At 54.9% G+C, this 14,176-nt stretch carries 15 protein-coding genes; 7 read left to right on the forward strand and 8 right to left on the reverse strand.

The features are described from left to right. Window positions 1–48: 48 nt before the first annotated feature. The 3 genes from FEM03_RS07330 to FEM03_RS07340 all read right to left on the reverse strand — a co-directional run bounded on the left by FEM03_RS07330 (window position 49) and on the right by FEM03_RS07340 (window position 2,922). Window positions 49–927 carry an HNH endonuclease family protein gene (locus FEM03_RS07330; RefSeq protein ID WP_138085550.1) on the reverse strand — a complete coding sequence of 293 codons (879 nt, stop codon included), beginning with the start codon at window positions 925–927 and terminating at the stop codon, window positions 49–51. A gap of 24 nt (window positions 928–951) precedes the next feature. Continuing rightward, window positions 952–2,298, reverse strand: a complete 1,347-nt coding sequence (locus FEM03_RS07335; protein ID WP_138085551.1) for an AAA family ATPase — start codon at window positions 2,296–2,298, stop codon at window positions 952–954. 381 nt (window positions 2,299–2,679) lie between these two features. Then, the gene (locus FEM03_RS07340; protein WP_138085552.1) at window positions 2,680–2,922 is read right to left on the reverse strand and encodes a hypothetical protein; all 243 of its coding nucleotides are present in this window, start codon (window positions 2,920–2,922) and stop codon (window positions 2,680–2,682) included. An 80-nt stretch (window positions 2,923–3,002) separates the two neighbouring features. Here FEM03_RS07340 and FEM03_RS07345 point away from each other — a divergent pair, with 80 nt between their 5' ends. From FEM03_RS07345 to FEM03_RS07365, 5 genes are all read left to right on the forward strand, one after another. Beyond that, complete coding sequence (locus FEM03_RS07345; RefSeq protein ID WP_138085553.1) at window positions 3,003–3,338, forward strand: ArsR/SmtB family transcription factor; 336 nt, start codon at window positions 3,003–3,005, stop codon at window positions 3,336–3,338. A 16-nt stretch (window positions 3,339–3,354) separates the two neighbouring features. After that, on the forward strand, window positions 3,355–4,350 hold the full coding sequence (locus FEM03_RS24715; protein WP_206170913.1) for an SRPBCC domain-containing protein: 996 nt from the start codon (window positions 3,355–3,357) through the stop codon (window positions 4,348–4,350). Between the two features lie 32 nt (window positions 4,351–4,382). After that, complete coding sequence (locus tag FEM03_RS07355) at window positions 4,383–4,928, forward strand: SRPBCC family protein (RefSeq protein WP_138085554.1); 546 nt, start codon at window positions 4,383–4,385, stop codon at window positions 4,926–4,928. A gap of 136 nt (window positions 4,929–5,064) precedes the next feature. Continuing rightward, window positions 5,065–5,421: an iron chaperone gene (locus tag FEM03_RS07360; protein WP_138085555.1), complete on the forward strand. Its 357-nt coding sequence runs from the start codon at window positions 5,065–5,067 to the stop codon at window positions 5,419–5,421. Between the two features lie 171 nt (window positions 5,422–5,592). Further along, window positions 5,593–6,420 (forward strand): SRPBCC family protein, encoded by an 828-nt coding sequence (locus FEM03_RS07365; protein WP_138085556.1) that lies wholly within the window; start codon window positions 5,593–5,595, stop codon window positions 6,418–6,420. Window positions 6,421–6,434: 14 nt separating this feature from the next. Here the strand turns inward: FEM03_RS07365 and FEM03_RS07370 are convergent, their stop codons facing one another. The 5 genes from FEM03_RS07370 to FEM03_RS07390 all read right to left on the reverse strand — a co-directional run bounded on the left by FEM03_RS07370 (window position 6,435) and on the right by FEM03_RS07390 (window position 10,586). Next, window positions 6,435–7,895, reverse strand: coding sequence for a type IV secretory system conjugative DNA transfer family protein (locus FEM03_RS07370; protein WP_166442702.1), 1,461 nt, complete (start codon window positions 7,893–7,895; stop codon window positions 6,435–6,437). Window positions 7,896–7,918: 23 nt separating this feature from the next. Then, window positions 7,919–8,281, reverse strand: a complete 363-nt coding sequence (locus tag FEM03_RS07375) for a hypothetical protein (protein WP_138085558.1) — start codon at window positions 8,279–8,281, stop codon at window positions 7,919–7,921. After that, window positions 8,274–8,990 carry a nucleotide-binding protein gene (locus FEM03_RS07380; RefSeq protein WP_138085559.1) on the reverse strand — a complete coding sequence of 239 codons (717 nt, stop codon included), beginning with the start codon at window positions 8,988–8,990 and terminating at the stop codon, window positions 8,274–8,276. The genes FEM03_RS07375 and FEM03_RS07380 overlap by 8 nt, the downstream gene beginning before the upstream one ends. 30 nt (window positions 8,991–9,020) lie before the next feature. Continuing rightward, the gene (locus tag FEM03_RS07385; protein ID WP_138085560.1) at window positions 9,021–9,449 is read right to left on the reverse strand and encodes a hypothetical protein; all 429 of its coding nucleotides are present in this window, start codon (window positions 9,447–9,449) and stop codon (window positions 9,021–9,023) included. Window positions 9,450–9,683: 234 nt separating this feature from the next. Beyond that, window positions 9,684–10,586, reverse strand: a complete 903-nt coding sequence (locus tag FEM03_RS07390) for a CHAD domain-containing protein (RefSeq protein WP_138085561.1) — start codon at window positions 10,584–10,586, stop codon at window positions 9,684–9,686. Between the two features lie 257 nt (window positions 10,587–10,843). Here FEM03_RS07390 and mobF point away from each other — a divergent pair, with 257 nt between their 5' ends. Further along, window positions 10,844–13,657 (forward strand): MobF family relaxase, encoded by a 2,814-nt coding sequence (mobF, locus tag FEM03_RS07395; protein WP_138085562.1) that lies wholly within the window; start codon window positions 10,844–10,846, stop codon window positions 13,655–13,657. Beyond that, a complete protein-coding gene (locus tag FEM03_RS07400; RefSeq protein WP_138085563.1) occupies window positions 13,650–14,021 on the forward strand; it encodes a hypothetical protein in 372 nt (123 codons plus the stop codon). The genes mobF and FEM03_RS07400 overlap by 8 nt, the downstream gene beginning before the upstream one ends. Window positions 14,022–14,176: the final 155 nt, after the last annotated feature.

A 14,176-nucleotide genomic window follows, 5' to 3' on the forward strand; every position in this document is an offset into this window, starting at 1 on the left:
CTAGGGATAATTTTTCATGCCCTGCAACAACTCTCTCCCCAGATACGATTAGGATTCTACATTGAGGGATTCAAGGTAGTCCCAAACCGCCTCTAAGATGCGGTCGGCCTCATCGGGATCGGATTCACAGAGCCGACGAAAGGAGCGGACACAGCTAGCATGTGGAGCAGTGATCTTAGTCATACGTTCGATATCCGCCTGCCCCCGGTCCCGTTTCCTTTGTGTTGATGCCGTTTTCCAGTCGGCATAAGCACGAGAGAAATCGATCAATATGCGTGCCCGCTGTTTGAGTAGGTGCTCCCGGATGTCCAGTTCAAAAAAGGCAATGGTGACCAATGCGCGCAGACGTGTCTTTCCTTGCTTGTGACAGGGCATGGGAAAGATGCCTTCAAAGGTGAAAACTTTCTCAGGATTCTGGTCAAGAGTGCCGAGCGGATACAGCAGATAGGCATCCTCATCGCGGTAGTTCTTTGGATGATCTTCTCCCGCGATGCTACTACCGGCTATTGGGAAAAAGTCACTCTTGAGATTGCTGTTGCAGGTCTTACACGAGGTGAGGTAGTTCCAAGTATGATAAGCCAACAGATGGTAGCCTGGTCGTTCTTGGCCTGATGGCAGGGAAAAGGGAAACTGTTTTTTCTCCAGAATCTTCGGAGTCGGCCAAGCTTTGGCGTTACCCTTGGGCCGGTAATGCTCCACGTCATGCTCGATCTTGCTGTTCTCCAGTTCACGTTCGCAGAAGGCGCACTTGTTGCCTTGCAACTTCATATAGACCGCTTTGATTTCCGACCAGATGCCAGAAGCTTCTTCGTAACGACCTAGATTCTTAAATGTCGCTGTTCGCTGCGCCGCCCTAGTAAGCCAAGTTGGCTCCAAGTCGTTGATGGCCTGTTCCAATGCATTGGCTGTGACCGAGTAGCGAACCATAGTGGAATGTATTGAGGACAGATTCTAGCGACCTTTGCGGGTGGATTGCGGCTTTTTTTTCGCAGCGGCCAACGTCTTGGACGAACCGGGGATAACTGGACGTTTCCTGCGCTTTACGGCGGGCGAAGATTTGTCCGCCGCTAGGGATCGGGCCGGATTTGTGAGTAATTTAAGAGCCTGGACCACTCGCTCCGCTCTCGGTGCTCCGGTATCAGTGATGATGGAAGTAATTTGTTCAGTAATGGCAGGAGCGCGCGTGCTTGGCAAATCAAAATAGGAACTCAGTAACACCTGCTCGGCCGTGTGGCCATGCACACTTTCCTCATACTGCTTGATAGTGCATGCTCCTGGGGACTGTTCCTCTACGATGAAAATATTCTTCGGCTCAAGTGTGCCGGTGACTATGGGACTGTGCGTCGTGAAGATGAACTGAATGTTCGGCAAGGCAGTAGCCATCATAGGCACCACAGTGCGCTGCCAGGCCGGATGCAGGTGCAGATCAATCTCATCGACCATGACGATGCCGCGGTTAGCCACTAATTTTTTTCCTGAAGGGCAGCCCATACAGACATGATAAAGCATGTCGGTGACCCAGCCTACGTAAGCCTTGTAACCATCAGAAAGCGCGGGGAATGGCACATCTTGTTCGCCATGCCGGAACATGAATTCACCATTAGCGATATCTCCCTTGAAAGAGAAAGGCGTGGGCAGTAGCTTGTTGATGAGATTCACTACTTGGGTGTAACGGCCCTTGTTCTCTGTCTTAAGTGAGGGGAGCCAAGCAGTAAGTGGGATGAGCGAGACGTGGTCCTCAAACAGACTGGCCACCCGTTGATAGCGCAAGTGGCGACTGCGTTTGCGGGTCGCAGAATCGAAATTGTCGGAACTCTCTACCCGACGTGTTGCGCCGTAGCCAACGAAGAAAAATGCGAGCGTGTCGTCATGATACATGCCATCCCACAAGTTTTTGTCAGTCTTCGTATCGGGTTGGACAAATTCTGTCGAACCCCTGCGGATCACCCGGCTCGTCAATGTGACCTGCTCCGGCATCTGTTCGACATGGGCGAAGTCTTGCTCATGAAAAACTACCTTCAGTGTGACCGAGGCATCCTTGGCAAATGTCTTTCCAGTGCGCCGGACAAGGGAATAAGGCACATATCCCGCGCTTTCAATGACTGGCGTGAGAAGGCCAAGAGCGATGGCGCGCAGAATAGTGGACTTGCCGCCGCCGTTGTTGCCCAGCACCAGATTCACATTTGGCAGCGCCAAGGGCTGGCCTGCTTCGTTGACGGGCAGGTCAGGATGATTCAACTCGAAGCCAGCAGTGGTGATCGTCCGCAGACTGATGATTTCAACTTTTTGGACATACATGGCAGCTGCAAAAATAGATTCGTAAAATTATCAGGTATCAAGCAAAACGTCAACACGGTAGCGACACCCATTTTGGGGCGGGACCGAAAGGCTTTGCTCCATGCGACCTGTGTTACGGGCGTCAACGTTGTCGTGCGCTTGCTGATGCCATTGCATTGGAGTATGTCCACTTCGAGCCATGAAAAATCCGTGTGGGCGTTGAGTCGGCAGTCCTTTCCGAACCGGACTCAGAAAAGCTTTCGACCTCTATACCATGGCGAATGGCTCCCATCCGGTTCAATCGGTGGCCGCACGGTGCGCTTGAATCCGCGCTGCCAGTGAACTAGAACTGCAGTATGCTTGGGGAGGCTGCGCAGAACGTGCGGCTTGATCTTGTGCTCCTCAAGCTTTGAAAAAATTGCTGGATTGGCCGTCAGCGGGGTATCCCCAGGATTTTTTTATGACAGTCTTGCCAAGGAACTCCGCGATCATCGCACGCTTCCCACCCCCGCTCAAGGCTTTGGCCAGTTGCACTGCGGCGAGGGTCTGCTGCGGCTTTGGGCGAGGCGGCGCAGATTTGGTGAGCTCGTCTAGTTGGGCGTCGGTGACGTCGAGATCGTTGAGGTAGTGCGCTTTCCTCGCCAAATCTTCATCGCTTGCCTCAGAAAGATGTCCGACTGCATTTTAGCTCTTGCTTAATTAAGATTGTGCTTAAATAATAATTTGTGCTCAGTCTGGAAGCCATCGCCGATCCCACTCGCCGCCGCATCGTGGAGCTGCTAGCGCAGCGTGACCGCACCGTCGGTGAAATCGTCACGGAGTTCGAGGTGAGCTCACCGGCGATCTCGCAGCATTTGAAAGTGCTGCGCGAAGCCGGGCTGGTGAATTCGCGCGTTGAGGGCCAATCCCGAATTCAGACGCTCAACCCTGCCGGGCTGGATGAGATCTCTGTCTGGCTCGAGCGCACTCGCAGTTTCTGGAGCCATCGGCTTGATGCTCTGGAGCAGGCGCTGCGTGCCGAGGACGGGCGCAAACCCAAGCAAAAGAAACCGGCTGTCTGATCCTGATTTTTGCTTCATGAGCTCTTCATCCCATCCCACCGTCCGTATCATCCGGCATCTTCCATTTTCCGCCGAGCGCGTTTTTGAAGCCTGGCTCGATCCGGCTTTCGCTGCGAAATGGCTCTTTGCCACCCCGGACGGCGAGACGATCCGCGCAGAGGTCGACCCACGTGTCGGCGGACGCTTCACCTTTACCGAGCGCCGTGGCGGGGAGGACGTGGAACATGCAGGCGAATATCTCGAAATCACCCGTCCGAGCCGACTCGTCTTCACCTTTGGCCTGCCGAAAGATTCTTCTGACGTGAGCCGCGTGACGGTGGAGATCGAAGCGCGAGGGAACGGCTGTCTGCTCACCCTAACACAGTTCGTGGACCCGCAGTGGGCTGCCTACAAACATCGTTCTCAGTTTGGCTGGATCAACATCCTCGAAGGTCTCGCCGCCAACTTGGGCGACCCACAGGCAGAGACCAACCGCCAGTTTGGCGACTCCGCCACCCCAGGCGAGGTGCGCTTCGTCCGGCGTCTTCCCGGCCCCATCGAGCGCGTGTGGGCATACCTCACCGAGACCGAGAAGCGGCGTCAATGGTTCGTCGGCGGCCCGATGGAATTGCGTGTCGGCGGGCGTGCCGATCTGCTCTTCCGCCACAGCTTGCTTTCACCGGATGAGGAGCCGCCGGAAGAATGCCGCGAAGTCCACGACCCGGGCGTGCCTATGACGGTGCGCGTCACTCGTTGCGAAGCCCCGCATCTGCTCGGTATCACCTGGCCGGGCGAGAGCCCGGAGCAGGAATCCGAAGTCGTCTTCGAGCTTTTTCCGCAGGACGAGGATGTGCGTCTCGTGCTCACTCATCGCGGCCTGCCCAACGACGTTGAGCGCGCCAACGTCAGTTCAGGCTGGCACATCCATACGGCCCTCCTTCACGCGCGCCTCGCCCACAATACCCCGCTGCCGCTGTGGAGCGCCCGAGACCTGCTAGCAGCCAAATATCAAAAGCGCCTGGGTGTCAGCTGAGCCGCTCCCTCCTCAACCCTATTGACTCAACCATGACCAACAACGACCACGGAAGCTTCGGAGACACAGGTGAAGTCGTCTTCGTCCGCACCCTGCCCGGTCCCATTGAGCGGGTGTGGGAATACCTCACCGATCCTGCCAAGCGCGCTCTCTGGCTCGCGGGCGGTTCCATCGACCTGCGCGTTGGTGGTCAGGTTCATCTCGAATTTCACCACGACAGCCTCACCCCACATGAAGAAAGTGTGCCAGAAAAATACCGGGAGCTTGTAAGGGAAGGTTGCGGCTTCACAGCGGTCATCATACGCTGCGAGCCGCCGCGTCTGCTCAGCCATACCTGGGGCGAGGCGGATGGTAGCGAGTCAGAAGTCACTTTCGAACTCACCCCGCTGGGAGATCAGGTGCGCCTCGTGCTCATGCACCGCAAACTGCCGGAAGATCGCGATAATCGGATCAGCGTCTCCGCTGGCTGGCACATCCATGTGGCCATTCTCATCGCCAAGCTTGAAGATTTTGTTCCTCCACCGTTCTGGGAAACACACACGCGACTGGAGGACGAATATGACTGTCTTATCGGCTGAAGACATAACTCGATACGGTCCTACACTAAGCTACCATGAAGACAAACACCTGCATCCTCGAGATGGCAATCTTGCGTTCATGCAATGAGAACCAGTCCGACAACGGACCATACTATTCACTCTGAACGAAGACACTCTGACCATGTTTGCTGATCACGGCGCATATATTGCTGAAGCTCCTGAAGACCTCCGCCCACTGCTGATTCAAGTGCGTGCCCAACTTGCCCTAGCGCTGCCTGACGCCGAAGAAGTCATCGCCTTTAAAATGCCTGGGTTTAGGATCGGGAAAACCATCATCGCGGGTTATGCTGCGTTCAGCAAACAATGCGGTCTCTATCTGTCTCCTTCGGCCATCAAGTCGCATGCCAACGACATTGCTGCGGCTGGACTCAAGTCTACCAAGACTGGCGTTACGTTCTCGCCGAGTCATCCAATCCCTGACGGCCTCGTTAAGGAGCTCGCCCTGGCTTCCAGAAGGGATCAAAATCTCTGAGCGTCCATAAGCCTCGTCCTCCCCGTCGGAGCATGAGCTTTGAGGATCCGAAGATCCAACTGAAATGATGAAAACTCCCAAAACCCATAAATTGAAACCTTTGAAACCAAAGGTTCAAGCTGCGATTTAAAACAACAACACTCAATAGCAATCCTTTAACGACATCATATCATGCCCGTAAAGAAAGACGAAAACGGAAAACGTTGGGTTGAGATGGAATTGATCTTGCCTGGCACCCCCGATCAGGTGTGGCAGGCGGTCGCCACCGGCCCCGGTGTCAGCGCTTGGTTCACCCGATGCCATATCGAGGAGCGCGTCGGCGGCACCGTCCAATTTGACTTCGGCCCCAATGGAACGTCCACCGGCGAGGTGACGGCATGGCAACCACCATTCCGTTTCGGTTATGTCGAACGCGAGTGGAGCGAGGGCGCACCACCCTGTGTGACCGAGATCACGGTGACCCGGAGGCCAGACGGCAAAAGCGTTTTCTGTATGGTCCATTCACTGGCCACATCGACCGACGAGTGGGACGAGTCGTTGGAAAGCTTCGAAAGCGGCTGGCCCGGCTTTTTCGAAGTGTTGCGCCTCTATCTCGCGCACTTTGCGGGCAGCAAGGCAGCTTCTTTCCTTGTCGTGGCGAGTGCCAATTCCCCGCAGGCCGTAGTCTGGAAGCGACTGACCGAAGCGCTGAACCTTGACGCAGCGAATTTCGGCGATGAACGGACCACTGATTCGCCAGAGAAACTGACCGGCACAATCATGCGCGTGGAGCAAAGTGCTCAAGAGCGCTATATCCTGCTGCGTTTGACTGCGCCCGTGCAAGGTATTGCTCTGATTGGAACCTTCGGCGACGACAAAGCGGCCAACGCCAGCATGACCCTCTATTTATACGGCGACGATGTCGAGCAACGGTCTCGATCAAGTGAGTCCAAGTGGGGGGAATGGCTCTGTGAAACCTTCAAGCAGCCTGCGGATCAAGATGGCCGATACACCCCCTGAGAGCCGATGAAGTCTCAGAAGATGCCTCTCGAGAACCACCTGGAGACGGTTCCGTCTGGTTCAATCGGCGGCAGCAAGGTTCTCTTGAACCCTCGCTCGCAATGCACGAGCACGGCGGTGTGCTTGGGTAGGCTACGGAGGATGTGCGGTTTGATCTTGTGTTCTTCCAGTTCTGAAAAACTGCTGTTTTGCCGCCCTCCCGAATACCCCCACGATTTCTTGATGACCTTTTTCTTGCCGAGAAAATCGGCGCTTTCGTTGGCCCCTTCCTCGTCTGCGGCGCGGAAGATCATTCGATTGCGGAGGTTGAGGGTAAGGACGCGGGCCTTCTCGCGACCCAATGGAGGGATGAATGAACTGGAGGATTGCGCTGCCGCGACGACGGTTGCGCGGGCTTCGCGGATGACGTCTACGCAGTTGTAGTCGCTCATGCCGTCTTCACTCGCCGTCATGAACCGTTGGGCCTCATCAGCCCATAGAATCAACAGATTGTCGTCTTTGCGCTCTTCCTTTGGTTTGTCGAATCTTCGAAGAACATGGGTGTAGAAGAGCATTTTGAGGAATGTATTAACGTAGCGGCGTTCGGTCTGGAATTTCTGTGGCATAGCAATGCAGATGATCTTTCCACGGTCGATGTCCGAAAACTCAAACGTGTTTTCCGTGGGGCAGAACACTTGAGCAATCTCAGGGGTGAGGAAGTATTGCAGATAGTTGGCAATGGTTTCTTTGACGCCTCCGATTTGTTCGGGTGGTTGGCTGAGGAAACGGTGACGGAAATGCTCCGAAAGAAGTCGGCGGCGTTCAGTCGGTTCCGCATCGGAAAGATCGTCTAACGCCTCTTCCATATCGGATTGATTGAGCAGGAAATGATAGACGTTTTCCAACGTCACATCGGCACCGATTTCGTAGAGGACTTCCAGAGCGGCGGCGATGTGGGTGTGTGCCTGGTTTCTGAAAAAACCTTTGTCACCCTGTTGGCCAAGGCTGGAGGCGGTATCCACGACGAACTTGGCATACGTGCCGAAAGGGATGCCTCGGTCAGAGGTGAGATTGAACGTGTGCGAAGGCGTCCATTCGGCGGTTGGTGAGTCTGGGCGCACTTGCAGCAGGATCAGGTCGCTCTCCCTGTGGAAGTGGCGGGTCATTTCCTTGAGCGTTTCCCAATACAGTCCCTTGTCATCAATGCAAATGCCGCCCCAGCCCGGTGAGTTCGTGAAGACTTGGTAGAGCAACGGCGTGATACCGGAGCGCGTCTTGCCTGAGCCAGTGTCACCGGTGATCAACCACCCTCGGCAGAAATCTTCAGTGGTCCAGGTGATGCCCCGAAGTTTCACAACGATGGTTGAGCGAGGCGAACTTTTGTTGGTGACGATGAATAGTATGAACAATGCGATGATCACGCCGCCTGACAATGCCGCAATGTGCCAAGGTTCTGACAGATTGGCATAGCCAGACCAACCGGCGGCAACGGCCAATGCCGCGATGGATGGGCGGAGGACTACCATAAATAAATGCCAAGTATCAATCCGGCGGTGAAAGTGACGGCAGCCGTGATCGAGAGCGATGTGATATTGAACACCCGCAATTGTCGATGGGTGCTGGTAACCAGTCGAAGCTCCTGTGTCAGTTCGGAGGCGTGCTTAGTGAAACCTTTGCTACGCTGGTCAAGGAACTCCATAGTCGAGCGGAATTCCTCAAAGCGTAATGGTGTAGTGTCTGTTTTGCGTTCGCGGAGGGAGGCGACATACAGGTCGAATAGTTCCAAGCAGGCCAATGCCGGATCGCCATCGGCAATACCGTATTTCTGTTGCCAGCGAATGACGCCAGCACGCACTTCGTTAAGTGGACCCTCCTCATGCATGGGAGCTGGATGACGGAGGTTGAGGAAGCAAGACTTCACGATGCTCGTCCACAGCGGTGTTGAAGCTTTTCTGCCAGTTCTTTAAGCGTTGGCGGTCCACCAAGTTGAAGGCCGGATGGCCGAACGCGGCAGTGGCGGTGAGATTGTGCTGGTTTAGCGCTGCAACCAGCCAATCATACATCTTCGGCATGGTGATTTCGCGGGCATGAAGCTCGTCCATCAGGTGACTGCGTGTCCGGCTTTTCTCATAAAGGACGAAATGTTCGCTATGCGCCTGGTTCTTGACGATGACATACTGGCATCGGTTGCCCAAGGTTTCGGCAATGAGCTTGGCCTGGGTCACGCTGTCGGCCTCGTGATTGACCGGGATGACCAGCGTCAAGCGGGCATCCATGCCGTCCAAAAGATCGAAGGCGGAAACTTCGGCGAAGTAGTCGAGGATCAGATCGGTGGATGCGGCTCTGCCATCCATCACCACCAAACTAGATGCTTCTACAGCAGCGAACAGTGAATCCAATCCACGAGGATCGTTCAGATCAACGAAATCCGCTTCGAAATGGTAACGCTTGAGCGTGGAATTTTCGTTGTCGGTGTCAATCGCTTGGTGAGGCACTTTCTTGTCCTTGAAGTATTGGACAAGGTTCGTGGCGAAGAAGCTTTTTCCAACGCCACCTTTGCCGTTGAGGATGATGACAAGCCGTTTGGACATGATATTGGCGGATGAGGTGGTTAAGGGAGTTCAGATGCTTGAAGGATCGGCGATTCTTGGGCCTTTGCTGCGAGCTGGCATGGTCGTGTCGGAGGCCTTCAAATCCTTTTTCGCAGGAGGCGTGCTCGGGCGGACGCCTGTGCGATCTGGCGGCGGTGGAGCTGCCTCAATCTGTTCGGACAGATTGCGAATGAACGAGCGGCGTCGGCTCTTGCGAGCGGGCCTTTGTTCGATCACCTCACGATAGAAACGCGAGAGCGTGTCGAGGGAGACCTTGGCCTGCACGGTGTGCAGAATATTCGCGATTGTTCGGTAGGAAGCGCCCTTGCGGCGCAGCGTGGCGATGCTTTCGCGGTGGGGCATCAGGAGCGTGTAGCTTTGCGGTTCCGGTGGCGTGTAGCTGGCGGCGGCTTCCGCAACAACGCGCTGATGTTCGACGGTTGAAGGTTCAGTGTTCATGGCGTGTCTGATGGATGATTTTGTGCGTCGAATTCCTACCGGAAGATAGGGGTTAGGCGTCTCTTGTTTATTCGCGATGTCCATGATGACATCGCGTCCGAAAAAGTTTGTTCCCGTTTGGGAGCAGCTTCCACAAATGTGGGAAATTCCTCCGCGCTGTGCTGCGGTGCGCTACCGGCACGTGTTCAGCTTTTGCGGAGATTTGTTACAACGTTGATTGTGGTCGGGCGGGGATTAGCCTTCTCGCCAAATGCTCCAGTAGGTTTTTATTCTCCGGGCAAAGCAGCCGACTTCTTCAGCATAGATGCGGGCTCCAAGCCGACGTGCCTGAATTTGAAGATCCTGGACACGATTCATGAGAAGGTTGTCAAAGGCATCATAGACTTCCTGTGAAGAGATCTGCCCTGCGTTTTCTTTCAGTTTTTCCCGGAGCACTATGAGATCGTGCTCCTGACCGAGGATTTCGCCTAGTGCATGAACCTGATCGCGAAACGGCTTGAGCAAAGGAGGCCACAGGTCTCGCAACAGTTGCATTTGATATCCGAAATCTTTGACGCGTTTGCGCCAATCATGAAAGCTGGGTGTCAGCTTTTCCTGATGGGCTTCCTTCATGGCTTTCCGACCACATCGGTAGGATCGGCGAAGTCCTTTTTCGATCAGTTCGAACTCTGGGTAGCCAGGAAATTTTAATTTCTCCAGCCGGACACGCCCCTCTTGTGCTTCCTTTAGCACCGCTGACAGCTTTCGTTTGATCTCCGGCTTTGAGGTGACTTGATGGTGTGCCTGCAAAATAGAACGTAACGGCTCAAAGGGGCGTGCTCCTTTCGTGTCTCCTTCGACCACCACGCGGAAGGCGTCGGCGCGTGCTGTCACGTCTCGGAGATCGGACAGCGAAGCTGCCATATTGCGAAATGCTGCATTCTCCCGTTTGAACACTTCCGGGCAGGTGGGGCGCAGTAGACGAACAACGGCGCGGACACGTTTGCATCTCTTCCGGGCTTCATGAATAGCTGTTTCCTGATCTTCTAAATTCAGATCATCGCATAGTTTGATTGTCTGTTCGATCAGCACTCGACGAAGTCCAGAGCCTGTTTGTTCATGCTGTTCGAGTCGAAATCCCACTTTAATAATTCGCATGGAAGCGAGCAATTGACTGGCTTTTTTTCATGGAAGTCAAGGGTGCCGCCTAGTCTTCCCGCTGCGGCCTGCAAAAACGGCTGACGCCATCGAAGCCCTGACGTTCGTCCCAACATAACAGCAGCCTGATTGTCATTCACACACTCGCGTTTCCCACTGATGAGGCGCAGTTCTACTACCGATTGTGGCCGTGCATTCTCTGAAACTTGCGCCGGTTCAGGAACAGAGTTCGCCCGAATTGGTGGGAAGATTGGCATATGTTGTCCCCCAAGACTCAATACAACCTCAAGAATGCCAAAGCGTATTTTGAGGAACACTTGTGTGTGGGTGACTATTACAGCGAAAATCAAGCGGTCGCGGGCGAGTGGGTTGGTGAGGGAGCGCGTTCACTTGGCTTGTCTGGTGTGGTTCATGCCCAAGCATTTCTGGCGCTTTGTGAAAACCTTGATCCGCGCACGGGAGAGAAATTAACGGCTCGACGCAAGAACATGCGCAGAGTGATTCATTCCGACGGATCAAAGAGCAACGTTGCCAACCGCCGGGTGTTCTTTGATTTTACCATTTCACCCCCCAAGTCCGTTTCCATTGTGGCGCTGATATCTGGCGATGAGCGTGTGCTGGAGTCTCATGACCGGGCAGTGCGGCTCGCCATGCAGGAACTGGAACATTTTGCCTCCACTCGTGTGCGCCTCAATGAAGAGTCTTCTGACCGAACCACGGGGAATATTGTAGCGGCTGTGTTTCGGCATGAGACGTCACGTGCGCTCGACCCACATTTGCACAGCCATTGTGTCGTATTCAACGCCACCTTCGATGCCGTGGAGGAGCGATGGAAGGCGTTGCAGAATTACGAGATGCTTCTGGCCCGAAAGTATGTCGAAAACGTCTATTATCACGAATTGGGTCGCGATCTGAGGCGATTCGGATACGCTATCAAGAACAAGGCTCGTGGTGATTTCGAGATTGAAGGCGTGCCGGAGTCGTTGTTGCAGACATTTGGCAAACGTCGTCGCGAGATCGATGATCAAACACGCGAACTTCTCTCCAAATTACCGGAATTGACGACTCGTAATCTGGGGGAAGTGCGTGAACACATCGCCCACAACAAGCGTGCATGGAAAACGCATGACGTGAGTTCCAATATGTTGCGAGAATGGTGGGCGAATCAGGTGGGAAATCAGGAACGCGATGCGCTGTCCAGATTGACTAAGAGTGCATCCGACGATGTTGCGATGGATGAGACTGCCGCACTTCGTTGGGCGGAGGACCATCTTTTTGATCGAAAGTCTCTGGTGCGCGAACATGAATTGTGGAGTTACGCGCTGGAGCGAGGCCGAGGCGAATCATTTACACTTGAGCAACTCCAGGACGCGACGCGCAAGGCTGACTATCTTCGTGACAAAAAGAACCCCAAACGGCTGACAACACGTCCTGTCTTGCAACGTGAATGGGACATCGTTTGCATTTCCAGGGAAGAAGTAAATTCCCATGCGCCTTTCGTCTCGTCATGGAATGGTCATGCCGCCCTTGATGCTGCGCAACAACGTGCTGCCCGACGAATTTTGGGGTCGCGTGACTTGGTGACCTTGTTTCGCGGTGGCGCAGGCACCGGCAAGAGTTTCACTCTGAGGACCGTGTTTGACGCCTTGCGGGAGCACGGTCGCGTGGTTCAGGTGCTTGCCCCACAGCGCCAGCAGGTGCAAGACTTGGCGCAGGATGGCATGATTGGCAGCCAGACTGTCAGCGAATTCCTGACACGGCAGGATATGGCCAAGGGAACGGTCGTAGTCATTGATGAAGCCGGGCAAATTGGCGCAAAGCAGATGCTCGACTTGATGACGCTGGTGCAACGCCACCGTGGGCGGTTGATTCTCTCAGGTGATACGCGACAGCATGGCGCGGTGCAGGCGTCGGATGCGCTTTGGGCGATTGAGAAATTCGGACGACTGCGTGTGGCCGAACTCAACGAAATCAGGCGACAAGATCCCGCGCTTGCCCATGATGAAGCTGAGCGCAAGTGGATCACCGAATACAAGCAGGCCGTGAAGGAAGCGGCTGAGGGCAAAATTTCCCGTTCTTTTGAGAGGCTTGAGGACGCCGGGATGATTGTGGAATGCACACTGGCCAATCAGCAAGAAAGGCTTGCACAGGACTATCTGGAACTCACACGGGCAGGGCAGTCAGCCTTGATCGTGTCGCCCACTTGGGGCGAGATTCACCGGGTCAACGACCAAGTGCGCTGCACGCTCCAAGCTGAAGGACGAATTGGCCGGGATGAATGGAACATCACCGCATTGACGGCGGATGACCTGACGGACTCTCAAAAGCGGGATGCCCGTTATTACACAGAAGATTCAGTGGTAGTCGTCAACCAGACCGTGGCCGGGCTGAGCAAGGGAACTGCCGGCAAGCTGGTTGCCATGACGCGCACGGGCGTGGTCATTGAGGCGGCGGGCCGCATCCGCACCATTCCCCACGGCAAGGTGGGCCATCTCACCGTATGCAAGGGGCGGGAACTGGCCTTGTGCAAGGGGGACAAGATTCAACTCAAAGCAAACGCGATGGCGGTCGCGGGAGAGCGTGTTTCCAATGGCGAGCTTGTCGGTGTCAAAAGCGTGGAAAACAACGGGAGCATTCATCTTGAGGACGGGCGCGTCCTGCCAGCTGCATACCGCCAGTTGGGGCGCGGTTACGCCGTCACGTCCTATGCTTCCCAAGGGAAGACGGTGGATCATGTGTTGTTCTCTGACTCTTCCGTGAAAGCGGCCATCAACGACCAGCAATGGTATGTGACTATTTCACGCGGGCGCAAAGGCGTGCGCATCTTCACGACGGATAAAAAAGCGCTCCACCAGAACGTCGTTCGATGCGGACGCCGTGAACTGGCGTTGGACATCGCGCCCTATCTAACGCTCGCCGCGTTGCCCGATGCCATTCACCCGCTCCCTCGGAAGCGTGATTTTCTTTCCTGGTGCATCAACCTTGGAAAACGGGTTCGCCTTCTGACGTCACTCCTAGCCTCTCAGCGTCAAACCCCACAAGTTAAACTCCAAACCAGCCTCCATGATTAAATCCGATGATGTCACTTCCCGAACACCGGAGCGTTCTAGCTCCCGGAACGTCCCACTGTGCTGGCAGCGTGAACCGAACAGCCCGACCTTGCGCGTGGAGCTTGAGGACGGAAGCATGTTTGTGTTTCCCTACATTCACTTAGCCTATGCTGTCCTGAAATCCAAAACCGAGCCGCATGAGATGACTGTGGTTTTCGCAACCCATGAAGTGCGCATGGAGGGACAGCAGTTGCAAAAGCTGCTGCTGGCGCTGCAAAAGAATGCCTTGGAATCCGTGCGCTTCCTTCCGTCAAGGCAGCAACCGCTTGCAGAGGAAGACGCGGTTTGGCTGACCACCTTGGCGGTTGAAGTGAACACGAAGTAGTCTGCTTTTGATCGCCGCCCATGAAATCGGGATTTATTGTAGGAGAAGCCCAGTGGGATCATGGAATGCACGTTGGTGATCAGCAGGATTAGTCCGCCCACTATTACCTGAAATTCCGTGAGCCATGTAAACTTCTTTCGAAGGGGGCTGCATGC

Source organism: Phragmitibacter flavus (genome assembly GCF_005780165.1).
In the GTDB taxonomy this organism is placed as follows: Bacteria; Verrucomicrobiota; Verrucomicrobiia; order Verrucomicrobiales; family Verrucomicrobiaceae; genus Phragmitibacter; species Phragmitibacter flavus.